This is a genomic window from Rhodococcus sp. IEGM 1341 (assembly GCF_030056895.1).
GTDB lineage: Bacteria > Actinomycetota > Actinomycetes > Mycobacteriales > Mycobacteriaceae > Rhodococcoides.
On sequence record NZ_JASHKV010000007.1, the window covers coordinates 160,006 to 184,495 of the forward strand.

Below are 24,490 nucleotides of genomic sequence, written 5' to 3' on the forward strand. Positions count from 1 at the left end.
CCCGTTGTCACGCGAGGTGAAGGTTGTCACTGCGGCCGAGGCAGTGTCCCATTGGTTCGCACATGATCGCGTAGACGCGTGAGGATCGACTCCAGAACGGGGATCTCCTCGGGTACGAGCCCGTCGAAGAACAATCGACGCACCACATCGACATGACCCGCGGCAGCTCCGTCCAGAGCCGCCCTGCCTGCACCGGTGAGAACCGCATCCGTGGCGCGCCCGTCGGTGGTCGAGACCGCGCGATCGGTGAGCCCCCGTGCGCACATCCGAGCAAGATGGTGCGAGGCCCTGCTGCGCTCCCAGCCGATCTCGGCTGCCAGGTCGGTCACCCGGCGACGGCCGTCGGGACTGTCCGCGAGCGCAACGAGCACCGAGTAGTCGGCCAAGGAGAGACCGTGGTCCTCGGTCAGCTGCCGGTTCATCTCGAACGTCATCTGCAGCGACAACCCCATGTAGGCGCGCCAAGCCGACTCCTGAACCGGCGTCAGCCACGGGCCGCCTTCGGGGTTATTAGGTGACATGTCACGTTCTTTCTGAGATGCTGGGAGCCGGGGCGTTGTTACACCGAACCCCGACCACCAACCTTAGGGGCCCACCATGGACAGCACTTCTCACGCCGAGTTGGTACGTCGCAACGTAGTCGAGGTATTCAACGCAACCGACGCCGACCGACGACGCGAGCTGATCGAAGCCATGTACCACCCGGACGCGGTGTTCTACGACGCCGAGAACACCGCGACCGGACGCGACGCCGTCATCGATGCGATCGCCGCACTCCTCGCGGACTCCGCCGGCCTGTCCTTCTCCGTCACCGTCGAACCCGCCGTGCTGGGCGACGTCGCACGCATCTCCTGGGCACTCTCGCCGCCCGACGCCCCAGCGGTCGTCACCGGCCAGGACTTCGCCGTCGTCAAGGACGGCACGATCGCCGAGTTGTACACGTTCGTCGATCGGAAATAGCCAGGCCGATCCGTCAGGCCTGAACCACCCACACCGAATTGTCGTCGGGATCTCGCAGTACGAACATGGGCGGCGCACCGTCCTCTGTCCCGGAAATTGCGTCCATGTCGACACCGCCGATCGCGGCCAGTCGCGCGTGTTCCGCCTCGACGTCGGGAGTTTCGACACCGATCGAGGACCCGCCGGGCGAGTCACCCATCGGCGGATTCAGGGCGAGCCGTGCCGTCGAACCGGGCGGTGCCACCTCGACCCACCGATACTCGCCCTCGGGGCCGAAACGCGTGTCGTCGCGTAGCTCGAAGCCGAGTACACGCGAATAGAACTCGAGAGCCGCGTCCTGGTCTGAGACGGTGAACATGGCCACGCCGATGTTCACGATGGTGCTGGATTTTGGGTTGGTCATACCGTTACTGACCCGAGTGATACGGAAAACTCACCGCGCACCCCAGACACGACAGAGCCCCGCACCGACCGGAGTCGATGCGGGGCTCTGTGTGTCGAGCTCTGCCGTCGTGAGCGGAAATTCGTAGTGGACTACGAGGTTCCGCTCACGTGCGACGGAGTCGCTCTAGCGGTACTCGTTGGAGAAACCGTAGTCGTCGAGCGGCACTGCAGCGCCGGTTCCCTGGCCGAAGCCGTCCGGGCTGTAGTACTGATCGTCGTACGACGGCACCGCGTATGCCGCGGCACGCGCCTCTTCGGTCGGCTGCACCGTGATGTTCCGGTACCGGTTGATGCCGGTACCAGCCGGGATGAGCTTACCGATGATGACGTTCTCCTTGAGACCTATGAGCTTGTCGCTACGGCAGTTGATCGCCGCATCGGTGAGCACACGAGTGGTCTCCTGGAAGGACGCTGCCGACAGCCACGAGTCGGTGGCCAGCGACGCCTTGGTGATACCCATCAGGACCGGACGTCCGGCTGCGGGCTCGCCACCCTCGGAGACGACGCGACGGTTGCTCGACTCGAATTCGCTGCGCTCGGTCAGTGAACCGGGCAGGAATTCGGTGGAGCCGCTGTCGATGATCGTCACGCGACGGAGCATCTGGCGCACGATGGTCTCGATGTGCTTGTCGTGAATCGACACACCCTGCGACCGGTACACCTCCTGGACCTCGTTGACGAGGTGGATCTGCACCTGACGGGGACCCATCACACGCAGGACCTCGTGCGGATCGGCAGCACCTTCCATGAGCTGCTGGCCGACCTCGACGTGGTCACCGTCCGCCAGGAGGCGCTCGGTGCCGTCGTCGTGCTTGAAGACGCGCAGACGCTGACGCTTGGAGAGCTTGTCGTAGACAACCTCTTCGCCGCCGTCGTCCGGGACGATGGTGATCTTGTAGAAACGATCGCCGTCCTCGAGCTGAATGCGTCCCGACACGTCCGCGATCGGAGCCTTGCCCTTCGGCACACGTGCCTCGAACAGCTCCTGCACGCGAGGCAGACCACCGGTGATGTCATCTCCGGCGACACCACCCTGGTGGAAGGTACGCATGGTCAGCTGGGTTCCGGGCTCGCCGATGGACTGTGCGGCAACGATACCGACGGCCTCACCGATGTCGACCAGCTTGCCGGTGGCCATCGAGCGGCCGTAGCAGGTGGCGCAGACGCCGGTTCCCGTGGTGCAGGTGAGCACCGAGCGAACCTTGACCGATGTAATGCCCGCAGCGAGCAACGCGTCGATGGCCGGGTCACCGAGATCGTGTCCGCGAGCGACGATGACCGTGCCGTTCTCGTCGACAGCGTCGTTCGCCAAGGTGCGGGCGTACGTGCTGGTCTCGACGTGAGCGTCGCGGATCATCTTGCCGTCGGCCATCTTCTCGGCGATCGTCGTGACGATGCCGCGCTCGGTGCCACAGTCGGTTTCCCGAACGATGACATCCTGCGAGACGTCGACCAGACGACGCGTCAGGTAGCCCGAGTCGGCGGTACGAAGCGCCGTGTCGGCCAGACCCTTACGAGCACCGTGCGTGTTGATGAAGTACTCGAGGACCGTCAGGCCTTCCTTGAAGGAAGACTTGATCGGACGCGGGATGAACTCACCCTTCGGGTTGGTCACCAAGCCCTTCATGCCGGCGAGCGAGCGAACCTGAGTCATGTTTCCGGCTGCGCCGGACTTCACGATCATCGGGATCGGGTTGTCGTCGGGGAAGTGCGCCTCCATTGCCTTACCGACCTGCTCGGTCGCGTCCTGCCAGATCTTGACCAGTGCGGAGTTGCGCTCGACCTTGTCGAGTGCGCCACGCTGGTACTTCTTCTCGATCTGATCGGCCTGGGCCTCGAAGGTCTCCATGATCTGCGGCTTCTCCGGCGGCACGAGCACGTCGGAGATCGAGATGGTGACACCCGAACGCGTGGCCCAGTAGAAGCCTGCGTCCTTGAGCTTGTCGACGGTCTGCGCGACGACGATCATCGGGTAACGCTCGGCGAGATCGTTGATGATGGTCGACTGACGCTTCTTCGGCATCTGCTCGTTGACGAACGGGTAGTCCGCCGGAAGCAGCTCGTTGAAGAGCACGCGTCCCAGAGTGGTCTGCGCGGTCCATGCCTCGCCGCGGTTCCAGCCGTTCGGGAACAGCTCGTTCTCGACGTCACGCGGCGGGCGCTGCGTGGTGAGACGAACCCGAATCTGCGACTGAACCGTCAGCGATCCACGATCGACGGCCATCTGAGCCTCGGCCGGGGAGGAGTACGCCCCGAACTCGGCCTGGTCGGTCTTGGCGTCGGAACGCTCACCGACAGCACCGGCGTCGAGACGCGTCAGGTGGTACAGACCCGTCACCATGTCCAGACGCGGCATAGCAAGCGGACGGCCCGATGCCGGCGAGAGGATGTTGTTCGAGGACAGCATCAGCACGCGTGCCTCGGCCTGAGCCTCGGCGGACAGCGGGAGGTGGACAGCCATCTGGTCACCGTCGAAGTCGGCGTTGAACGCCTCACACACGAGCGGGTGCAGCTGGATGGCCTTGCCCTCGACGAGCTGCGGCTCGAACGCCTGGATGCCCAACCGGTGCAGGGTGGGTGCACGGTTCAGCAGCACGGGGTGCTCGGCGATGACCTCTTCGAGAACGTCCCACACCTGCGGACGCTGACGCTCGACCATGCGCTTGGCCGACTTGATGTTCTGCGCGTGGTTCAGATCCACCAGACGCTTCATCACGAACGGCTTGAACAGCTCGAGAGCCATCAGCTTCGGCAGACCACACTGGTGCAGCTTGAGCTGCGGGCCGACCACGATGACCGAACGGCCCGAGTAGTCGACGCGCTTGCCGAGGAGGTTCTGACGGAAACGACCCTGCTTGCCCTTGAGCAAGTCCGAGAGCGACTTGAGCGGACGGTTGCCCGGTCCGGTGACCGGACGTCCACGACGACCGTTGTCGAACAGGGCGTCGACCGACTCCTGCAGCATCCGCTTCTCGTTGTTGACGATGATCTCGGGAGCACCGAGATCGATCAGACGCTTGAGGCGGTTGTTGCGGTTGATGACGCGGCGGTACAGGTCGTTGAGGTCGGACGTCGCGAAACGTCCACCGTCGAGCTGCACCATCGGACGAAGCTCCGGCGGGATGACCGGGACGGCGTCGAGAACCATGCCCATGGGCGAGTTACGGCCGGCCTGGAATGCGGCGACGACCTTCAGACGCTTGAGCGCACGCAGCTTCTTCTGACCCTTGCCGCTACGGATGGTCTCGCGAAGAGACTCCGCCTCGGCGTCGATGTCGAAGGTCTGCATGAGCTTCTGGATCGACTCGGCACCCATGGCACCGGTGAAGTACTCGCCGTACCGGTCGATGAGCTCGCGGTAGATGAGCTCGTCGACGATGAGCTGCTTGGGAGCGAGCTTGGTGAACGTGGTCCAGATCTCTTCGAGACGATCGAGCTCACGCTGCGCACGGTCACGGAGCTGACGCATCTCGCGCTCGCCGCCGTCCTTGACCTTGCGGCGCACGTCGGACTTGGCACCCTCGGCTTCGAGCTCGGCGATATCGGCTTCGAGCTTCTGCGCACGAGCCTCGAGATCGGCGTCGCGCTGATCTGCGACGGCCTTCTTCTCGACCTCCATCTCGGCCTCCAGCGTCGAGAGCTCGTTGTGACGGAGCTCGTCGTCGACCGTGGTGATGACGTAAGCAGCGAAGTAGATGATCTTCTCGAGATCCTTCGGAGCCAGGTCGAGCAGGTAGCCCAGACGCGACGGCACACCCTTGAAGTACCAGATGTGCGTGACGGGAGCCGCCAGTTCGATGTGGCCCATGCGCTCACGACGCACCTTGGCGCGAGTGACCTCGACGCCACAACGCTCACAGATGATGCCCTTGAAGCGGACGCGCTTGTACTTGCCGCAGTAGCACTCCCAGTCCCGAGTGGGGCCGAAGATCTTCTCGCAGAAGAGGCCGTCCTTCTCGGGCTTGAGCGTGCGGTAGTTGATGGTCTCCGGCTTCTTGACCTCGCCGTAGGACCACTGACGGATGTCGTCCGCAGTGGCAAGGCCAATGCGAAGTTCATCGAAGAAGTTGACGTCGAGCACGTAACTTCCTTTCCCCGTTATGGGTGTTGTGCTGGAAGAGCAAATGAGAGAAACGCCTGCCGGACCCGCACTGGGCGGATCCGGCAGACCACAGAACTACTGAGCGAGGTCGTCGACCGTGGCAGCTTCGTTGCGGGAGAGGTTGATTCCCAGGTTGGCTGCGGCACGCTCGAGGTCTTCGTCGTCACCGTCGGCCATCGTGATGGCTGCGCCGTCCGAGGACAGCACCTCCACGTTCAGGCACAGCGACTGGAGCTCCTTGAGGAGCACCTTGAAGGACTCGGGGATACCGGGCTCCGGGATGTTCTCGCCCTTGACGATCGCCTCGTACACCTTCACGCGGCCGACAACGTCGTCCGACTTGATGGTGAGAAGCTCCTGCAGCGTGTACGCGGCACCGTAGGCCTGCATGGCCCAGCACTCCATCTCACCGAAGCGCTGACCACCGAACTGCGCCTTACCACCGAGGGGCTGCTGCGTGATCATCGAGTACGGCCCGGTCGAACGAGCGTGGATCTTGTCATCGACCAAGTGGTGCAGCTTGATGATGTACATGTAGCCCACCGACACCGGGTACGGGAACGGCTCGCCGGAGCGGCCGTCGAACAACGTGGCCTTTCCGTCGGATCCGACCATCTGCTCGCCGTCGCGGTTGGGAATCGTGCTCTCCAGCAGGCCGGCGAGCTGATTCTCCTTGGCACCGTCGAACACCGGGGTGGCGATGTTGCTGTCGGCCGGAGCCGCCAACATCTCCTCGGGCAGACGCTCGGCCCAATCGGGCTTCGTGCCGTCCGCGGCGATCTGGACGTTCCAACCGGTCTTGCCGATCCAACCCAGGTGGGTTTCGAGGACCTGACCGATGTTCATTCGACGCGGAACACCGTGGGTGTTGAGGATGATGTCGATCGGAGTGCCGTCGGGCAGGAACGGCATGTCCTCCTGCGGGAGGATCTTGCCGATGACGCCCTTGTTGCCGTGACGGCCGGCGAGCTTGTCGCCGTCCTGGATCTTTCGCTTCTGAGCCACGTAGACGCGGACCAGCTCGTTGACGCCGGGAGGCAGATCGTCGTCGTCGTCGCGCGAGAAGACGCGGATGCCGATGACCTTTCCGTTCTCGCCGTGCGGAACCTTGAGCGAGGTGTCGCGAACTTCGCGAGCCTTCTCACCGAAGATGGCGCGCAGCAGGCGCTCTTCGGGGGTCAGCTCGGTCTCGCCCTTCGGCGTGACCTTTCCGACCAGCACGTCGCCGTCACGAACCTCGGCACCGATACGGATGATGCCGCGCTCGTCGAGGTCTGCGAGGACCTCGTCGGAGACGTTCGGGATATCGCGAGTGATCTCCTCGGCACCGAGCTTGGTGTCGCGAGCATCGATCTCGTGCTCCTCGATGTGGATCGAGGTGAGAACGTCCTCTTCCACGAGGCGCTGCGACAGGATGATCGCGTCCTCGTAGTTGTGGCCCTCCCACGGCATGATCGCCAGCAGCAGGTTCTTGCCGAGAGCCATCTCACCGTTCTCGGTGCAGGGGCCGTCGGCGAGGACCTGGCCGGACTCGACGCGCTGTCCCTCGTCCACGATCGGACGCTGGTTGGCGCACGTGCCCTGGTTGGAGCGCGCGAACTTACGCATCCGGTAGGTCTTGCGCGATCCGTCGTCGGCCATGACCGTGACGTAATCGGCGGAGACCTCTTCGACGACACCGGTCTTCTCGGTGATGACGACGTCACCGGCATCGACAGCTGCACGCAGCTCCATACCGGTTCCGACGATCGGCGACTCGCTGCGAACCAGCGGGACGGCCTGACGCTGCATGTTCGCGCCCATCAGGGCACGGTTTGCATCGTCGTGCTCGAGGAACGGAATCATCGCGGTTGCGACGGACACCATCTGGCGAGGCGAGACGTCCATGTAATCGATGTCGTCGGACGAGACGAACTCGACCTCTCCACCCTTACGACGGACGAGAATCTTGTCCTCGATGAAGTGACCCGAATCGTCGACCGGAGAGTTCGCCTGCGCGAGCGTGTGGCGATCCTCCTCGTCGGCGGTCAGGTAATCGACATCGTCGGTGACCTTGCCGTCGACGACCTTGCGGTACGGGGTCTCGATGAATCCGAACGGGTTGACGCGTGCGTACACCGAGAGCGATCCGATCAGGCCGATGTTCGGGCCTTCCGGGGTCTCGATGGGGCACATGCGGCCGTAGTGCGACGGGTGAACGTCGCGGACCTCGAGGCCGGCGCGCTCACGAGAGAGACCGCCGGGTCCCAGTGCCGACAGGCGACGCTTGTGCGTCAGACCCGACAGCGGGTTGTTCTGGTCCATGAACTGCGAGAGCTGGGACGTTCCGAAGAACTCCTTGATCGCAGCGACGACGGGACGGATGTTGATCAGGGTCTGCGGCGTGATCGCCTCGACGTCCTGAGTCGTCATACGTTCGCGAACGACGCGCTCCATGCGGGACAGACCAACGCGGATCTGGTTCTGGATGAGCTCGCCGACGGTACGCAGACGACGGTTGCCGAAGTGGTCGATGTCGTCGACCTCGACCGGAACCTCGACGCCGTCGGGTGCGGTCATCGAGGTCTCACCTGCGTGCAGACGCACCAGGTACTCGATGGTCGCGACGATGTCTTCCTCGGTGAGGGTCGACGCCACGATGGGCTGACCCGAGTTGAGGCCGAGCTTCTTGTTGATCTTGTAGCGACCCACGCGAGCGAGGTCGTAGCGCTTGTCCTTGAAGAACAGGTTCTCCAGCAGGGTCTGCGCCGACTCCTTGGTCGGCGGCTCGCCCGGACGCAGCTTGCGGTAGATGTCGAGGAGTGCCTCGTCGGTACCGGCGGTGTTGTCCTTCTCCAGCGTGGCCATGAGGATCTCGGAGAAGCCGAAGCGCTCCGTGATCTGCTCGGTGGACCAACCGAGAGCCTTGAGCAGCACCGTGACGGGCTGGCGACGCTTACGGTCGATACGGACACCGACGGTGTCGCGCTTGTCCACGTCGAACTCGAGCCATGCGCCACGACCGGGGATCACCTTGACGCTGTGCAGGTCCTTCTCGGTGGTCTTGTCGATCGAATGATCGAAGTAGACGCCCGGAGAACGCACCAGCTGCGACACCACGACACGCTCGGTGCCGTTGATGATGAAGGTGCCCTTGTCGGTCATCATCGGGAAATCACCCATGAAGACCGTCTGGCTCTTGATCTCACCGGTGTTGTTGTTGATGAACTCGGCCGTGACGAACAGCGGAGCCGCGTACGTCATGTCCTTGTCCTTGCACTCATCGGTCGAGGCCTTGACCTCGTCGAATCGTGGGTCGGAGAAGGAGAGAGACATCGAGCCCGAGAAGTCCTCGATCGGAGAGAGCTCGGTCAGGATGTCCTCGAGTCCACCGGCGACACTGCTGTCTCCCCGGGCGGCGGCACGGTCACGCCAACTCTGCGCACCTACCAGCCATTCGAACGAATCCGTCTGTACATCGAGGAGACCGGGTACCTCCAACGGCTCGCGAATGTTCGCGAACGAAACCCTCCTCGGGGCTCCCGGTGTTCCGACAACTGCCTTGGTCTGGCTAGAGACTGCCAAGATGCGTCCTTCCAGCACCTCACGCGGGTCGCTCGTGCAGTGCGACCGCCGCTGTATCTGTTTGCTATATGTGGGGCGAATTTCGGCTGGTGCAACCAGACCGAATCCCCATCACAGCGGCCCGAAAACGTGCTTTCGGGTAACAGCGATCGAGAGGTGGACAGGAGGCAGCCAGCGCAACGTCCAAAGGTACCCCAAATGTGCGCAGAGCGCAACGGGGGCATCAAAAGTAGCACCCGGGGTCCATTCGTGCGCTGACTCGACGAAAGCGTGTCGCCTGCCGTACGCCCGAAACCACTGCACTTACGAAACCACTGGGGGTGCTCCTGACGACAAGAGTGAACCGTGCCGCCCCCTTCGTCAAGAGGTTCGGCCCGATCCGTTTTCGTGAGACCGCACTCGAACCGGTCGCGTCGATGGACCACTGCACCGCCGAGACGTGTGTGATGGTCCATTGACGCAGCCGGGGGCGGGAACACCGACGCGCCCCGCCCCCCTGCCGTCTACCTGTTGCTCTCCCGCCACCGCGTGGCCTCGGCGAGCGCGAACCCGTGAACATCCGCCAACTCACCCAACCGCTCCACGCTGTCGCCGTCGAGGGTGGTGCCGATGCTGCGCAGTCCGAACTCACCCGACAACGCGATCAGCATCGTCTCGGCCATGCAGGCATACGTCAGCCCCGGAGCCAACCCGTAGGTCAACCCGAAATCCGAACCCGACGGCACCCGCACGATGCCGCCGTCGAACACCGTCACGTCGGGCCGCTCACTGCGCACGTCCCGGCCGATGTTCGGCGGCTGCGCCACGTCACAGACGATGGCACCCTCCATCAGGTCCGTCGGATCGATCAGCGCATGCGGTGCCGACGTCGCAGCGATGACGATCAACGAATCCTTCACCGCAGCAACAGGATCGGTGAAGAACTCGACATGACGCGACCTGATCAGGTCGTCCAGATCGCCGTCGACCGCGTGCGCGGCACCGGCCAGATCTCCCGAACCCGCACCGGCCCGAGCGCTCGCCACCATCTCCTGCGCAGCCGCCCACAGCTTGGGCGCGATGACCGAACTCTCCCCCTGCCTACCGACCAGCACGACGGCGCCGACCTCGCCGGCCAACTGCTTGCCGATGGTTCGCCCGATCGCCCCGGCAGCACCGAGAATCGTCACCCGAGCCCGCGCGACATCGATACCGCGTTCACGGCACACGCGTCGAACAGCCCGCAGACTCGCCGCAGCGGTGAACGTGTTGCCGGTGGTGATCGGTCGCGTCGTCGCGCCGAGGCCCAACCCGTTCCCGGTGATCACCGACGAATAGCCGCCCAACCCGACAACAGTCGCACCGCGCGAGATTGCCAGCTCGACGGCCCCGCCCACCACTGCCAGTGCACGCTCGGTCGGCAGATGCAGCAACTGCGCGGAGGTGTACGGCAGCCCGATCAGATCGCCGTGCGCCGTCGCCTCCTCACCTCCGACGACCCGTCCACTGCCGATGACGAACGAGGCGGGTTCGAGCTCGGACGTCGACGCCGCGAACCGCTCGAGCAGATCCTGCCGCTCGCCGTGGTCGAACACCTCGAGTGCCGGATCGAACGCTGCGAAGAACCCGAGATCGAGAGGATGAGCGATGAACGCGAAGCGTCGATCGGTCGGCCGTACCGCGATATCGGGCGTCCGGCCCGGACGCAGCGCCGCGAGGGCAGGCGGCGTAGCGACGGTCGGACGGCCCAACAGGTGCCCGAACAATCCGTCCAAGTCTCCCGCTGCCGCGTAGCCCAACGCCCGGTCCAGTGCGGCGACCAGACGCGAGCACTGCACCCCGGACACCGTGAGCGGCGGCTCGATGCGAATCACCCTGTTGCCGAACAGAGTCGGAGCCACTCGGATCCCCTCGACATTGAGCAGGTACGAGCAGATCACCGCGGAGAGGTTGTGCTGATCTGCGATCGATCCGAGCAGTGACTGCCGTCCGACGAAGTTCACGTCCGCGGTGAGTTCGATGCCCAGCAACAGTCCGCGGCCGCGTACCTCGGTGACCACCGACGGATACTTCTCGGCCAGCGCGCTCAGATCGTTCTTCAGCCGATGGCCGAGTACGGCCGCATTTTCCACCACCGCGCAGCCGTCCCGAGTCAGTTCTTCGAGTACCGCGATACCCACCCGTGCAGCCAACGCGTTCCCCGCGAAGGTCGACGTGTGCCGTAGCGCGAAGCTCTCCCCCACCAACTCCGGGCGGCTCAGCACCGCGCCCACCGGCACGATCCCGCCACCGAGCGCCTTGGCGAGAGTAAGAATGTCCGGCACCACGCCGTCGTGCTCGGCTGCGAACATCCGGCCCGTCCGGCCGAGCCCGGTCTGCACCTCGTCGAGTGCCATCAGCACCCCGTGCCGATCGCAGATCTCCCGCACGCGGCGCAGGTATCCGTCGGGCGGGCACACCACTCCACCCTCACCCTGAATCGGCTCCACCAGAAACACTGCATAATGCCCGGGTGTCGCCGCCAGGGCCGCGTCGAGCGCATCCGAATCCCCGAACTCGATATGATCGAATCCCTCGACTGGAGCGCCGAAACCGTTCTGATACTTGATGTTTCCCGTCGCAGACAAGGCACCGAGGGTCTTACCGTGGAAGCTGTTCGCGGTGGTCAGCACACCCAGCCGCCCGGTGTGCGCTCGGGCGATCTTGAGCGCGACCTCCGTCGCCTCGGTACCACTGTTGACGAACGTCGTTCGCGTCAACCCCTCGGGGGCCATGCGCCCCAACCGATCTGCCAATTCTCCGGCCGCGCTCAGCACCGAGGGCTGCACGAAAATTGCCTCCCCGCTGCAGCGAACGTCGTTGACCGCCTGCCAAATCGGAGTGGGACCGTGCCCGAACGGAAGGGCTCCGTACGCCCCCGCGAAGTCGAGATAGCGTCGGCCCGAGGCGTCGAACAGGACCGTCCCGTCGCCGCGCACGTACTCGCGATCCAGGTTCAGCGCAGACAACAAGCGGTACAGTTCGGGATTGACGTGCTCGGCAAAGCCCGATCGACCGGACCGGGATTCCAGCACGGAAAAATCGATAGTTGTGTCAGTCATGACCAGCATGCTCCGTTTTCATCGGATCCACCCCTGGCTGTCCGAGCGTGAAAATGGTTGTCCCGAACAACCAGGGCTCGTCCCAACCAGGACGCAAACGCGATGGTAGCTCGGCCCGAAGTCGGTGAGAGATGGCCGAAAACGACACGAAAAAACCCCGTCCACGCAGGGCTGCTGCGTCGAACGGGGCTTGATCGAGCTACTGGTCGGAGCGACTATTGATCGTCGATGGCCGAGAGCTTCCAGGAGCCGTCGACCTTCTCCATGTTCACCGTCAACGGGCCCTCGGCGCTGCCCGACGCGACGCCGTTCTGCGTGGCGCTGATGTTCACATTGGCGAGCAGCTCGGCCTTGTCGTCCTCCAACCGCGTGACACCGATATCCGTCACCATGGCCTCGGTACCCGTACTCGTTTGCACCACAGCAGATTTGGTTGTCTCAGCGGTGGAGTTGAACTCGTCGAGCATCGACTGATTGAGAACAGCGCGGGCCGCATCGAAATCGGCATCGATCGTCTCGGCCTTGTACGTGTACAGGGTCTGCAGCGCATCGGTCGCAGCCGAGGTGACCTCCTGGGTGGCCGCGGAATCCACCCACGCCGCATTGTCGATCGTGGCGAACGGCTTGAACGCGGCAACGGCAGCGAACGCGCCGAGCACCACGGCAATCACCGCGACGACGATCACGTGCTTGTAGCCGATACCCGACACCGGTGCGGAGGACGAGGCGCTTGCGATGGAGTCGGCAGCAGGCTTGTCGACCGAAGGCTTCTCGGTTGCAGATTTGTCGGTTGCAGGCTTGTCGACCGAAGGCTTCTCGGTTGCAGACTTGTCGGTTGCAGGCTTGTCGACCGAAGACTTCGCGAGTGACGGCTTCTCGGTCACAGGCTTGTCGGTTGCGGGCTTGTCGAGAACCGGCTCGGTCGGCGTCGTAACGGCCTGCGACTCGGCGGCCGCCGATCCCTCGGCGTCGGTCGACGCCGTGTCGGTGTCGGCTGCAGTCGGCTTCCCGGTGCCGGCCACCTTGCGTCGAACCTTGCTGGTGGTGGTGGGTGGAACGATCTTGCGACGCTGGGGAGGCACTACAGAACTCCTTCGAAACTCACTTCGGTACAGACGGAAAACACCACTGCCAGATTCTCAGTTACCGCCGGAGTCCGGCTCGGGAGCAGGCGTCGCGTCCGTACCGGGGTCGGCCGCATTCGGATCGGCGGCATTCGGATCGGCGGGGCCGCCCGGTTCGTTCGGGATGACGGGGTTGGTGCTGGGGTTGTCGAGCGAGATCCGCGAACCGATCGGGTCGACCTTGTTGGTCTTCCACACCCCGTCGATCTCTTCCATGGCCAGGCTCATCGTCAGCTTGCTGCGCTCGATGCGGTCGGGCCAGGTAGTGGTCGTCGCGATGACCACGAGAGCGGTGGCGGTGTTCTCGTCCGTGCTCAGCTCGGTCAACGTTCCGTGCAGCACCTCGGCGTCGCTCTTGGCACCGGACTGACGAACCTGGTCGGTGATACCCGACCGCGTCTGCTCGAGGTCGTTGAGCATCAGGTCGCCGGTGATGGACGACTTCATGTTGTCGAACGACTGGTCGATGTTGGCCGCGTCGACAGTGTTGAGGTTGACGGCCGCTTGCTGAGCGCCGGTGAGAGCAGAGTCGCGGGTGTCCGCGGTGGGCTTCTGACTCAGCAACGCATTGCCCCAGCCGTATCCGAAGAACACGGCCGCTGCGAGGGCCGCCACGGCGATCACCGTGACGACGGCAAAGAGGATTTTCGCGGTCTTGTTACGCCCTGGAGTCGCTGAGGACTCCAGGGCTTCGGTGCTCGAGTTCACACTTTCCACCCTACTACTCGGTAATATCCGGCCGAACCACTCTCGGCCCGACGATAGTGCTGAGCAGCAGTTCCACCGATTTCACTACTTCGGCGTGACGCCGATCAGCGGTGCCAACTGGGTGGCAATGGGGTTGAGGTTCAGCTTCTCGGGATCGACCTTGGGCTTGAGGTCCCACGGCTGCGGCACGTCCGGATCGGCGAACACGATTCGGTTCGCGCTACGAACACCGGTGACGCTGCCCTGCGGCGTAGCGCAGTTCGCATCGAGGTTCAGCGGGTAGTTCTCCCGCGTCTCGTCGAAGTTCGGATTCTTCCGCTTCTCCTCGTCCAGGATCGCCTGGCTGCCCTCGTAGCCGACGGTGCACGGCGGCGGGTTGTTGGTTTCGAGCAACAGACCCTGATGGATCGTGCCGTCGTCCGGGACGATCGTCGAGATACCGGCACCGAGTGCAGGCAGGAACGTCAGGAACGGACGAAGCGCAACGTACCGAGGTTCGGCCTGAGCAGCAACCAGGGCCAGGTTGTTGATATCGGTCGTCAGAGCAGGACCCGCATCGGTGATGAGGCCACCGAGCTGGTCGCCCGCCGCAGTACCGGTATCGATCAGGCGACGGATGTCCGGATCGCTCGACTTCAGCTGAGCCGTCACCTCGTCCAGGCTGGTACTGAACTGTCGAATCAGGTCCGACTGCTCGGACTGCGTGTTCAGCACCGGCACCGCATCGCGAACCAACGCGAGCGTCTGCGGCAGGGCCTCGTTTCCAGCCTCGGAGATGTTCCCGAGCGAATCGACGAGAGAAGCGAGATCGTTGCCCTTACCGTCGAATGCGACGCCGAGCTCGTTGACGACTCGCGTCAACGTCTCCAGCGGTACCGACCGAACCAGCGTGTTCGTGTTGGCGAGAACCTCTTCCACCGGCACCGGCGTGGTGGTGTCGGCCTGCGCAATCTGTGACCCTTCGACCAGGAACGGGCCCTGATCGGTCTCGGGCTGCAGGTCGACGTACTGCTCACCGATTGCCGATCGGTTGGCCACGACGGCCTTGGTGTCGGCAGGGATGTCGGGGCCACCGTTGTCGAGCATGAGCGCGACTCGGATGCCGTCCTCGGTCAGTTCCAGATCTCCGACGGTTCCCACCGGGACACCTCGGTAGGTGACCTCGGCGTTGGAGAAGATGCCACCGGAATCGGCGAGGTTCAGATCGACCTGGTACTGCCCGAAGCCGAGCATGTTGTCAAGTCGCACGTACTTGGCACCGACATAGACCGACCCCAGTACGGCGACCACGACGAAGAGGACCAATTGAATGCGAACCAGTCTCGATCTCACTGTCCAACTCCGAATCGCTCGAGCAGATCGTTCAACGGTGCGAACGGATCGGCCGGTGCGGGCGCGGCGGCCGCCGCTGCCTGCTCGTTCGCAGGTGCACCAGGGCCGGGAACCGGTGACGGGATGATCGGCGGCAACGGCAGCAGCGAGATCGTCGGCCAACCCGGGCGCGGTCCGTTGCCGTTGTAGTACGGATTCGACGGGTCGACGACGGGCAGCGTGTTGCCGTACTTGGGCTGGATGTAGACCGGATCGCCCTCCCCGACGCCGAAGTTGCGCAACGCAGTTCCGATCGACAGGTCGAGCGAAAGGAACAGGTTCGCCGAGTTGCCCTCGATGATTTTCTCGGTGCCGTCCGCGAACGGCAGGGTGGGGATCACCGCGAGCGAGCTCACCACGTCGTCCGCCGAATCGGCCAGGGCCTGGAGCGTGGGGCGTAGTGCCCGCAGGTCCGCGATGAGATCGTCCTTGGAACGGTCGATCACGTCGGTGCCGACGGCTCCGAGACGGTCGAGCGCTCCGAGCATCTCGGTCAGCTGCGGGCGCTGCTGCTCGAGAACCTCGGTGGCGATCGGCAAATCCTTCAGCACTGCGTCGATCTTGTCGGTCTGCGTGTTGACGCGGCCGCTGAGAGTGTCCAGCCCGTCGATGGCGCGGGTGATGTCGTCACGCTGCTGGTTGAGGCCGTCGATGAGGGTGTTCGCTTGCTGCAGAAGCTCTTTGGTTCTGCCTTCGCGACCGTCGAACGCCGTGCTCAGTTCCTTGACGATCGGCGAGAGCTGCCCGACACCGCCGCCGTTGAGCAGCAGCGAGAGCGCACCGAGTACCTGTTCGATATCGGTGGCATGGCGGGTGCGATCGAGCGGGATCGTGGCCCCGTCCTGCAGACGCGCTGCTTCCTCGTCGCCAGGAGGTGCCGAGAGCTGCACGAACTTCTCGCCCAACAGGTTGGTCTGTTGCACCGATGCGATCGCGTTGGCCGGAAGGTCGACGTCGGAATTCAAGATGACGTTGACGTCGGCGGTCCAGCCGTCGTTCGGGACCGTTATCGAGTCGACGCGGCCGACCGAGACGCCGTCGACCTTCACGGTCGACTGCGGGACGAGGTCCAGTACGTCGTCGAACTGCACCGTCAGGTTCAACGGGTTCTCACCGACGTCGGCACCGCCGGGCAGCGGTATCGCGTAGATGCCGGCCGACGAGCATGCTCCGGCCGACAGCGCCACCACGCACGCACCGGCTCCGACCACCAAAGAACGCTTCACTCGAGCTCGATTCCGATTCACAGAGGCTCTCACTGTCCCCCACCTCCGATGTACGACTGCTCCAGTCCGGGCATCGAGCTGTTTCCGAGCCTGGGCGAGACGACGCCAGGCACGGTGCCCGGCACGGACACGTTCTGCTCGATGTCGTTGGTGAGAACGCCGAACGGCAGCACGATCCGGTTCTGGTCTTTGATCGGGGCCTGGATCATCGTGGTGATGTTGGAGCACTGATCGATGATCGGCTGAATCTGCGCACCGAGTGCTTCGAAGCGCGGATCACCGGGAACCAGCTTTCCGAGATCGATGAGCTGACACAGGGTGCCGAGCGGATCCTGGGTCTCGTTCTGGAGATTGGCGCGCGTGGCGAGCGTTCCCGACTCGGCGTCGTAGGCGTTTACCAGGTTGCTGATGGCCAGCGGCAGCAACGTGAGCGTTTGCACCAGCTGCTCGCGGTTGTCGGCGAGTGTCTGCGTCGGAACCGTGAGACCGTTCGCGGCATCGGTCAGTTGGGTCCGGTTGTCCGCGACGAACGTCGCCACGTCGCCGAGCGAGACCGACAGCTGTTGGAGTGCAGCTCCGAGGTCCTCTCGCTGCCCCGACAGGAAACCGGTCAGGTCGGCCAACTGGGTGTTGAAGTTGCGTACCTGCTGATCGTTGACGGCCAAGGCGCTGACGAACGTCTGCAGGTTCTTGATCGTGTCGAACACGTCGGTGCGCGAGTCACTCAACGTTCGACCGGCGGCCGAGAGCTGGGTGATGCTGTTGCCCAACGCTTCACCGTTGCCGTCGAGGTTGGCTGCACCGGTGTTGACCAGATCTGTGAGAGCGCCGTCCTTGTTCGCGCCGTCCGGACCGAGGGCGGTGGACAGGTCGTCGATGGACTTGTACAGCTCGTCGACCTCGACGGGTGTTGCGGTTCGATCGCGACCGATCGTCGCGCCGTCGGCCATGGTGTCGCCGCCGGTGTAGGCGGGTGAAACCTGGACGTAGCGGTCGGCGACGAGCGACGGGGTGACCTGCACGGCCTTTGCGTCCACAGGAATGTCGACCCCACGGTCGACGCGGAGGACGACCTCCACGTCTTCGCCTTGCGGCGTCACGGAGTCGACCGTACCGACCTTGACGCCAAGCACGCGCACCTCCGAGCCGGAATAGATGCCGATCGACTTGTCGAAGTAGGCGGTGATCTTGGTCGTTCCGGCCCTGGTGAACAGCCACCAGCCGGCGACCGCGAGGACGAGCGCCACGGTCACGACGACGGCGATCAGCGCGAGCTTGTTCTTGCTTCTCGGTGCTGTCTGCGTGTCTGTCATCAGTTCCCCGCCAACGTATCGAGCGAGGGCTGGCGGTAACCAGGTATCAACGGAACTCCGGGCGGTGTGAGGTTTGCCAGCGTGATGTCTATCCACCGGCCGTTGCCGGTCAGATTCGTGTACAGCCGAATGAACGGTTCGTACAGCTTCAGCGCACGGTCGAGGTTGTCGTTGTTGCGCTGCAGGATCTCGATGGTGCCGTTGAGCTGCTGCAACATCGGGTTGATGGTGGCCTCGTTGTCGCGAACCAGGCCGGTCAGCTCTTGCGACACTCGCTGAGTGCCGGTGAGCAGCTGCGAGATGGCCTGCTGCCGATTGTTGAGCTCTTCGAGAAGCGGGCCCGCGTCGGTGATCAGTTGGTTGAACTGCTCGTTGCGGTCGGCCAGCACCTTCGAGGTCTCGCCGGTGGCCTCGAACAGCTTCTTCAGTTCCTCGTCACGGCTGGCCACGGTCTGCGATAACCGAGTCACACCGTCGAGCGAGGCACGGATGTTCGCAGGCGTCTCGGAGAACGCCTCGGACAGGGTCCGCATGCTCGTCGCCAGCTGATCGGTGTCGATGTCGCTGATGGTCGAGGCCGCAGCGGAGAACGCGTCGATCACGTCGTACGGGGACGTGGTGCGCTCGAGCGGAATCGGGTCCTTGGGGCTCAACGTCTCCGGACCGCTCGGGTCGAGCGCCAGATATTTCTGCCCCAGCACAGTCTTGATGGCGATGGCCGCTCGCGACTCGTTGCCGACCCAGGCGTCCTTGACCGTGAAGTCCACGAGCACCCGGTCGCCGTCGAGACGCACATCGGTGACCTTGCCGACCTTCACGCCCGCGATACGGACCTCGTTGGGCGGCTTGAGCCCTGCTGCCTCGCTGAACTCGGCGGTGTACACCGAACCCGCACCGATGATCGGGAGCCGGTCGAGAAAGAAGACCGACATCGTGGCGAGCAGGATGATTGCGATACCTAGCGCACCGATGGTGGCCGGACTACGACGAGATTTCATTGCTTGATCCCCCCAGCTTTGCAACGCGCTGCGGAGTTCGTGTACAGCGGCTGGTTGACGGTCGGCAGCCCGGTCGGCAGATTCAGATTCGGCGAACTACCCGGTCCGGCGACGATGTCGATACCGCACAGATAGAAGGTGAACCAGGATCCCTGCTGGGCCGTGCGAATGAGCTTCTCGAGTTTGACGGGCAGAATTCCGAGGACCGTGTCCACGTCGTCGCTTCGTCGGTTGACTGTCTCGGCCAACGTGTTCAACGCAGTCACCGAACCCTGGATCGACGGCCTGGTCGGCTCGAGCAGGTCGGCGGTCGCGTTGGTCAGGCCGGCGAGCGACGTCACGGCGGAGCCGACGACACCACGGTCGGCCGACAGGCCCGAGACGAGCTGCTGCGTGTTGACGATCAGGCTGTCGAGCTGCCCGTCGTTCTGGTTCACCGTCTCCAACACGTTGTTCAGATTGGTGATGACCTGCCCGATGACCTGATCCTTGTCGGCGACGGTGTTGGTCAGGGTCGCCGTATTGGTGACCAGTTCGTTGATGGTGCCCGACTCCCCCTGGAACACCTGAATGATCTGGTACGACAGCTTGTTGACGTCATCGGAGCTGAGCGTGGTGAACAGCGGGCGGAAGCCGTCGAAGAGCGTGGTCAGGTTCACCGCAGGCTTGGTCCGCTCCAACGGAATGGTGGCACCGTCGGTGATCTTCCGACCCTGATCTCCCGAACCCTGCTCGATGGCGATGTAGCGCTGGCCCACCAGGTTCCGGAATCGGATGGTCGCCGTCGAACTGGCCGGGAGCCAATCACGACTGCTCAGAGTGAAGTCCACCTTGGCTTCGCGCTCGTTGGCGATCTCGATCTTGTCGACCTGGCCGACACGAACGCCCGCGATACGAATCTCGTCGCCCTCGTTGAGAGACGTGACGTCCGTGAACACAGCCGAGAACTTGGTGCCGCCGCCGCCGCTGGAATTGGCGATGGTGAAGGCAAGGGTGGCCGTAGCAATGATCGTAATCACGGCGAACACGACCAACTTGATGATCGGCGCGAGAAGGCCTCTCATGGCACGGTCACCTCCACTCCTCTCAGTGCCGGTGCGCCGATAGCGGCCGCCCACGACGGAATACTGTCCGGTGCAACACCACTCGCCTGTCCGTAGATCACGGCCAGAGTGTCGCGCTCGAAGTCGGAGCCCTCGTAGCTCGCCGGCTGCGCGGATGCGGAGACGGCGGGAACGATGGAACTCTGGGCAGACTTCGGTGGTCCCTGTCCTTCGATCACCTGCGGGCCCGGGTTCCGGGTCGGCACCTGGTAGGAACCGTCGTTGATCGAGCCTCCCGGATACTGCGGGAAGAACTCCCCCGGCGCCGCGGGCTCGAAACAGGTGGCTCCGCGATCGTCGAACAAGCGCGGCTCGTCCTGGTTCGGCAAGTAACGACCCTTCGGGTTGACGAACGGTGCGGAGACGTTGATGCCGGGGTACTCGTCGCCCTCACCGAGTACGACTTTTCCGCGCCTGGCACCTTCGGCGAAATAAGTGAACGTGCAGCCGAACGTCGGGGAGAACTCGGCCAGCAGCTCGAGCGCTTCCCGAGAGTTCGCGGCCAATCCGATCAGGTTCTCGGAGTTGGTCTGTAGAAAGTCCGCAGTGGTGTACGACGCCGAGGTCAGGGAGCCGTACAGCGTGTCGAGGCTGGACTGCCGCTCGACCACGGTGTTGCCCGTCGTCCGCAAGTTGTCCAGCGCCGAGACCAAGTCCGGTGCCGCGTCTGCGTAGGTCTGCGAGAAGTCGGCCAGCCCGACCAACGTCTGCTGGATGTTCGGCAACTCCGTGTTCAGACCCGACACGATGTTCGTCAGGTTGTCGATGGTCTGGCCCAGTTGCTCACCGCGCCCGCTGAGGCCCTGCGCCAACGACCCGAGGGTGTTCGCCAGATCCTGTGGCGGAATCGCCTGCAGCAGTGGAAGCAAGCCGTCGAGCAACTGCCCGACCTCGATGGCGTTTCCGCTGGTGTCCTGTTTGAGGACCGTGCCCTCGGAGATCGGCGACGCCGCATCGTTCTCGGGCACGATCAACGAGACGTAGCGCTCACCGAACAGTGTCTTGGGAAGCAACCGTGCCGTCACGTTCGACGGAATCAGCGGTGCCTTGTCCGGATCGATGGCGAGCTGCGAGGTCACGACGCCGTCGACGGTGGACGCCGAGCGCACCTCGCCGACGATCATTCCGCGCACCTTGACATCCGCGTTCATCGGCAGCGCGTTGCCGACCGAGTCGGTTTCGAGGCTGACTTTCACCACATCTTTGAACGTCTTGTTGTAGGACGTGATGCTCCACCCCAGGAACAGGATGAGCACCAGGAAGAACGCCAAACCGAGGAGTACTCGCTTCAGTCGCGACGGCGAGTCGATCATCCCGCAACCCTCACTGTGGTGGTCGTGCCCCAGATGGCGAGGCTCAAGAAGAAGTCCAGTACGGCGATCGTGACGATCGCGGTACGAACGGCACGGCCCACTGCGACGCCGACACCGGCAGGTCCGCCAGAGGCGTGGTAGCCGTAATAGCAGTGGATCATGATCAGGACGAAGGCGAATATCAGCACCTTCAAGAACGAATACAACACGTCTTCCGGAGGTAGGAAGAGGTTGAAGTAGTGGTCGTAGGACCCCGTGGACTGCCCGTTGAAAATGGTGCTGATCCCTCGGGATGCGACGTACGACGCCAACAGCCCGACGATGTACAGCGGGATGACGGCCACGAAGCCTGCGATCATGCGGGTGGTCACGAGGAACGGCACGCTGGGTACGGCCATCACCTCGAGCGCGTCGATCTCCTCGGAGATTCGCATGGCACCGAGCTGGGCGGTGAAACCACAGCCGACGGTGGCCGAGAGTGCCAGTCCTGCGACAATCGGCGCGATCTCACGGGTGTTGACGTACGCGGACAGGAATCCGGTGAGCACGGAGCTACCGAGCTGTTCGAGGGCTGCATAGCCCTGTAGACCGACGACGATGCCGGTGAAGCCGGACATCATCACGATCACGCCGATGGTCCCACCGATGACGGCGAGCGCACCGCTGCCGAAGGTGACCTCCGCCAGCAGGCGGAGCACCTCCTTCTTGTAATGCACTGCGGTCTTGGGAATCCACCCGATGGCCCGCAGGTAGAACGACATTTGCTCGCCTGCGCGGTCGAGCACGTTGAGCGGGGCGTTGCCGACGCGCTTGACGCGCATCAGCGTGCGGTCACCGCGACCTCTTGCGATCGTCATCGCGGTTACGCTCCCTTCGCTGGGACGACCTGGAGATAGACCAGGGTCAGGATGAGGTTGGCGAAGAAGAGCAGCAGGAACGTGATGACAACCGTCTGGTTCACTGCCTCGCCGACGCCCTTGGGTCCGGGGTTGGGATTGAGGCCCTTGTAGGAGGCGATGATGCCCGCGATGAGTCCGAAGATTGCTGCTTTCGCCTCGGCGACATACAGATCCGGCAGCTGGGCCAAAAACGAGAACGACGCCAGATATGCACCGGGGGTGCCGCCCTGAAGGATCACGTTGAAGAAGTAACCGCCGGCGATGCCGACGACCGAGACCAGGCCGTTGAGCAAAAGTGCGACGAGGATCATCGCGAGCACTCGGGGAACGACGAGACGATGTACCGGGTCGATACCCAGCACTCGCATGGCGTCGATCTCCTCGCGGATGGTGCGCGAGCCGAGGTCTGCAGTCACAGCAGAACCGGCAGCGCCGGCCACCAGCAGTGCGGTCACGATCGGACTGCCCTGCTGGATGACCGCGAGCACGCTGGCCGCACCCGTGAACGACTCGGCACCGAGCTGCTTGATGAGCGATCCGGTCTGCAGCGCCACGACCGCGCCGAACGGAATGGCGACGAGCGCCGTCGGCAGAATCGTGACGCTGGCGATGAACCAGGCCTGCTCGATGAACTCGCGGAACTGGAACGGCCTACGGAAGGTGTTGCGAACCACCTCGACGAACAGTTCGACGATATTGCCGGCTTGTGTCAGAGCGGCGCTCGCCGGAGCGAACGTGGACTTCTTCGATCCCCCCATGTCTGCTATTGACCCCGACCTTGTGTTGGAGCTTGGTAGCCCTGCTGATCATGACCTTGCCCGCTGTAACTCTGCTGGTCGTAACTCTGCTGGTCGTAACCCTGGTGGTCGTAACCCTGGTGGTCGTAACCCTGGTGGTCGTATCCCTGCTGGTCGTAACCCTGCTGGTCGTAACCCTGCTGCTGGTCTGCATACGCGGGGTAACGCTGACCCGGGTCGGTGGTGTCGAGGCTTTCCTGGATCGCAACCTGGGCATTGTGCGGCAGGGTGTGCATGATCTGGCGGACGCGCTCCTGCCTACGCCCGACGGCTTCGCGCACCGGAGTTCCGGGAGTGGCCTTCATCTGCGGCACGATGCCTTCGACGTCGTCGACGCCGCCGGCGTGGTGGCCGGCGTCGACCATGGCCTGCTCCTGCGCCATCTGCGCCTCGTCCTTCTCCTCCGACATGCCGATCGGACCGATCATCGTTCCGTTGAGGAACTGCTTGACTACCGGCTCGTCGCTCGTCAGGAGCACCTCGCGGGGGCCGAACATGACCAGCTGGCGACGGAAGAGCATGCCGATGTTGTCGGGCACCGTCCGAGCGAGGTTGATGTTGTGCGACACGATCAGGATCGTGGCGTCGATCTCGGCGTTGATGTCGATCAGGGTCTGCGAGATGTACGTAGTGCGAACGGGATCGAGGCCGGAGTCCGGCTCGTCGACCAGGATGATCTCGGGATCGAGAACCAGAGCGCGGGCGAGACCGGCGCGCTTACGCATACCGCCGGAGATCTCGCCGGGCAGCTTGTCCTCGGCACCGAGCAGACCCGTCAGTTCCAACTTCTCCATGACGATCTTGCGGATGTCGGACTCGGACTTCTTCGTGTGCTCGCGGAGCGGGAACGCGACATTGTCGTAGAGGTTCATCGAGCCGAACAGTGCGCCGTCCTGGAACAGCACCCCGAAGAGCTTCCTGATCTCGTAGAGCTCACGGGAGGAGCACTGCAGGATGTCGGTTCCGTCGATGAATATCTTGCCCTGTTCGGGACGCAGGAGGCCGATCAAGGACTTCAGGAAGACCGACTTGCCGGTACCGGAAGGACCGAGGAGCGCACTGACCTCACCCTTCGGCAGGGTCAACGTCACGTCCTGCCAGATCTTCTGTACCCCGAAAGACTTGGTCAATCCCTCGACCGAAACCTCGACTCCCACGCTGACCTCCACAATTCGTACACATCGACCCGGATGTGGGTTGTGTCACTGTATCCCATGCACGTGTCCGCACCGACACGGGAGCTTACCGCCCAGTAAGAACTTCCCCGAGTCAGGCTGTAGAGCTTGCATCAGTGTGGCTCATCTCACGCGACACGGTCGGCGACTCGCCAGAACTGTGACAAGTCCCTGCGTCACAAAGCTGTGACACGCCACAAACAATGACCGCCGAAACCCTTCGGAATGCTTTGGACTTCGGCGAAACCGAGTAAACAGGGGCACAAGGCCGGTGTCACGCGATTTGCAGGAGTCCGTGATCGATCACAACGGT

17 protein-coding genes are annotated in these 24,490 nt (G+C 63.7%); 1 reads left to right on the forward strand and 16 read right to left on the reverse strand.

The genetic code is table 11. From position 1 onward, the window contains the following. Positions 1 to 26: 26 nt before the first annotated feature. Positions 27 to 521, reverse strand: a complete 495-nt coding sequence (locus QM615_RS16710; RefSeq protein ID WP_121873405.1) for a MarR family winged helix-turn-helix transcriptional regulator — start codon at positions 519 to 521, stop codon at positions 27 to 29. Positions 522 to 597: 76 nt separating this feature from the next. On the opposite strand from QM615_RS16710, the gene QM615_RS16715 reads away from it, so the two are divergent. After that, positions 598 to 960, forward strand: a complete 363-nt coding sequence (locus tag QM615_RS16715) for a nuclear transport factor 2 family protein (protein ID WP_121873406.1) — start codon at positions 598 to 600, stop codon at positions 958 to 960. Positions 961 to 973: 13 nt separating this feature from the next. Here the strand turns inward: QM615_RS16715 and QM615_RS16720 are convergent, their stop codons facing one another. The 15 genes from QM615_RS16720 to QM615_RS16790 form a co-directional block, all read right to left on the reverse strand. Further along, positions 974 to 1,363: a VOC family protein gene (locus QM615_RS16720; protein WP_121873407.1), complete on the reverse strand. Its 390-nt coding sequence runs from the start codon at positions 1,361 to 1,363 to the stop codon at positions 974 to 976. A gap of 165 nt (positions 1,364 to 1,528) precedes the next feature. Next, positions 1,529 to 5,485 carry a DNA-directed RNA polymerase subunit beta' gene (locus tag QM615_RS16725; protein WP_149407506.1) on the reverse strand — a complete coding sequence of 1,319 codons (3,957 nt, stop codon included), beginning with the start codon at positions 5,483 to 5,485 and terminating at the stop codon, positions 1,529 to 1,531. Positions 5,486 to 5,581: 96 nt separating this feature from the next. After that, positions 5,582 to 9,088 carry a DNA-directed RNA polymerase subunit beta gene (gene rpoB, locus QM615_RS16730; protein ID WP_037191275.1) on the reverse strand — a complete coding sequence of 1,169 codons (3,507 nt, stop codon included), beginning with the start codon at positions 9,086 to 9,088 and terminating at the stop codon, positions 5,582 to 5,584. A gap of 485 nt (positions 9,089 to 9,573) precedes the next feature. Next, positions 9,574 to 12,150: an aminotransferase class III-fold pyridoxal phosphate-dependent enzyme gene (locus QM615_RS16735; protein WP_149407505.1), complete on the reverse strand. Its 2,577-nt coding sequence runs from the start codon at positions 12,148 to 12,150 to the stop codon at positions 9,574 to 9,576. 215 nt (positions 12,151 to 12,365) lie between these two features. Continuing rightward, positions 12,366 to 13,232, reverse strand: coding sequence for a hypothetical protein (locus tag QM615_RS16740; protein ID WP_149407504.1), 867 nt, complete (start codon positions 13,230 to 13,232; stop codon positions 12,366 to 12,368). Between the two features lie 57 nt (positions 13,233 to 13,289). Next, positions 13,290 to 13,982 (reverse strand): hypothetical protein, encoded by a 693-nt coding sequence (locus tag QM615_RS16745; RefSeq protein WP_094665725.1) that lies wholly within the window; start codon positions 13,980 to 13,982, stop codon positions 13,290 to 13,292. 84 nt (positions 13,983 to 14,066) lie between these two features. Continuing rightward, positions 14,067 to 15,314: an MCE family protein gene (locus tag QM615_RS16750; protein ID WP_068283782.1), complete on the reverse strand. Its 1,248-nt coding sequence runs from the start codon at positions 15,312 to 15,314 to the stop codon at positions 14,067 to 14,069. Then, positions 15,311 to 16,579: an MCE family protein gene (locus QM615_RS16755; protein WP_027498220.1), complete on the reverse strand. Its 1,269-nt coding sequence runs from the start codon at positions 16,577 to 16,579 to the stop codon at positions 15,311 to 15,313. Before QM615_RS16755 ends, QM615_RS16750 begins: the two co-directional genes overlap by 4 nt. A 29-nt stretch (positions 16,580 to 16,608) precedes the next feature. Then, positions 16,609 to 17,892 (reverse strand): MCE family protein, encoded by a 1,284-nt coding sequence (locus QM615_RS16760; protein ID WP_027498221.1) that lies wholly within the window; start codon positions 17,890 to 17,892, stop codon positions 16,609 to 16,611. Then, the gene (locus tag QM615_RS16765) at positions 17,892 to 18,890 is read right to left on the reverse strand and encodes an MCE family protein (RefSeq protein WP_008713869.1); all 999 of its coding nucleotides are present in this window, start codon (positions 18,888 to 18,890) and stop codon (positions 17,892 to 17,894) included. The genes QM615_RS16760 and QM615_RS16765 overlap by 1 nt, the downstream gene beginning before the upstream one ends. Continuing rightward, positions 18,887 to 19,954 carry an MCE family protein gene (locus QM615_RS16770; protein WP_027498222.1) on the reverse strand — a complete coding sequence of 356 codons (1,068 nt, stop codon included), beginning with the start codon at positions 19,952 to 19,954 and terminating at the stop codon, positions 18,887 to 18,889. Before QM615_RS16770 ends, QM615_RS16765 begins: the two co-directional genes overlap by 4 nt. Continuing rightward, positions 19,951 to 21,306, reverse strand: coding sequence for an MCE family protein (locus tag QM615_RS16775; RefSeq protein ID WP_008713865.1), 1,356 nt, complete (start codon positions 21,304 to 21,306; stop codon positions 19,951 to 19,953). Before QM615_RS16775 ends, QM615_RS16770 begins: the two co-directional genes overlap by 4 nt. Next, positions 21,303 to 22,163, reverse strand: coding sequence for an MlaE family ABC transporter permease (locus QM615_RS16780; RefSeq protein ID WP_027498223.1), 861 nt, complete (start codon positions 22,161 to 22,163; stop codon positions 21,303 to 21,305). Before QM615_RS16780 ends, QM615_RS16775 begins: the two co-directional genes overlap by 4 nt. A 5-nt stretch (positions 22,164 to 22,168) precedes the next feature. Beyond that, complete coding sequence (locus tag QM615_RS16785) at positions 22,169 to 22,963, reverse strand: MlaE family ABC transporter permease (RefSeq protein WP_027498224.1); 795 nt, start codon at positions 22,961 to 22,963, stop codon at positions 22,169 to 22,171. Positions 22,964 to 22,968: 5 nt separating this feature from the next. Beyond that, the gene (locus QM615_RS16790; RefSeq protein ID WP_094665774.1) at positions 22,969 to 24,159 is read right to left on the reverse strand and encodes an ABC transporter ATP-binding protein; all 1,191 of its coding nucleotides are present in this window, start codon (positions 24,157 to 24,159) and stop codon (positions 22,969 to 22,971) included. Positions 24,160 to 24,490: the final 331 nt, after the last annotated feature.

What these genes read in the sequence shown, in the direction of transcription:
- QM615_RS16785 (WP_027498224.1), bottom strand. Translation starts at nt 22,963, where the DNA reads ATGGGGGGATCGAAGAAGTCCACGTTCGCTCCGGCGAGCGCCGCTCTG.
- QM615_RS16775 (WP_008713865.1), bottom strand. Translation starts at nt 21,306, where the DNA reads ATGATCGACTCGCCGTCGCGACTGAAGCGAGTACTCCTCGGTTTGGCG.
- QM615_RS16710 (WP_121873405.1), bottom strand. Translation starts at nt 521, where the DNA reads ATGTCACCTAATAACCCCGAAGGCGGCCCGTGGCTGACGCCGGTTCAG.
- QM615_RS16715 (WP_121873406.1), top strand. Translation starts at nt 598, where the DNA reads ATGGACAGCACTTCTCACGCCGAGTTGGTACGTCGCAACGTAGTCGAG.
- QM615_RS16760 (WP_027498221.1), bottom strand. Translation starts at nt 17,892, where the DNA reads ATGACAGACACGCAGACAGCACCGAGAAGCAAGAACAAGCTCGCGCTG.
- QM615_RS16735 (WP_149407505.1), bottom strand. Translation starts at nt 12,150, where the DNA reads ATGACTGACACAACTATCGATTTTTCCGTGCTGGAATCCCGGTCCGGT.
- QM615_RS16770 (WP_027498222.1), bottom strand. Translation starts at nt 19,954, where the DNA reads ATGAGAGGCCTTCTCGCGCCGATCATCAAGTTGGTCGTGTTCGCCGTG.
- QM615_RS16765 (WP_008713869.1), bottom strand. Translation starts at nt 18,890, where the DNA reads ATGAAATCTCGTCGTAGTCCGGCCACCATCGGTGCGCTAGGTATCGCA.
- QM615_RS16720 (WP_121873407.1), bottom strand. Translation starts at nt 1,363, where the DNA reads ATGACCAACCCAAAATCCAGCACCATCGTGAACATCGGCGTGGCCATG.
- QM615_RS16780 (WP_027498223.1), bottom strand. Translation starts at nt 22,163, where the DNA reads ATGACGATCGCAAGAGGTCGCGGTGACCGCACGCTGATGCGCGTCAAG.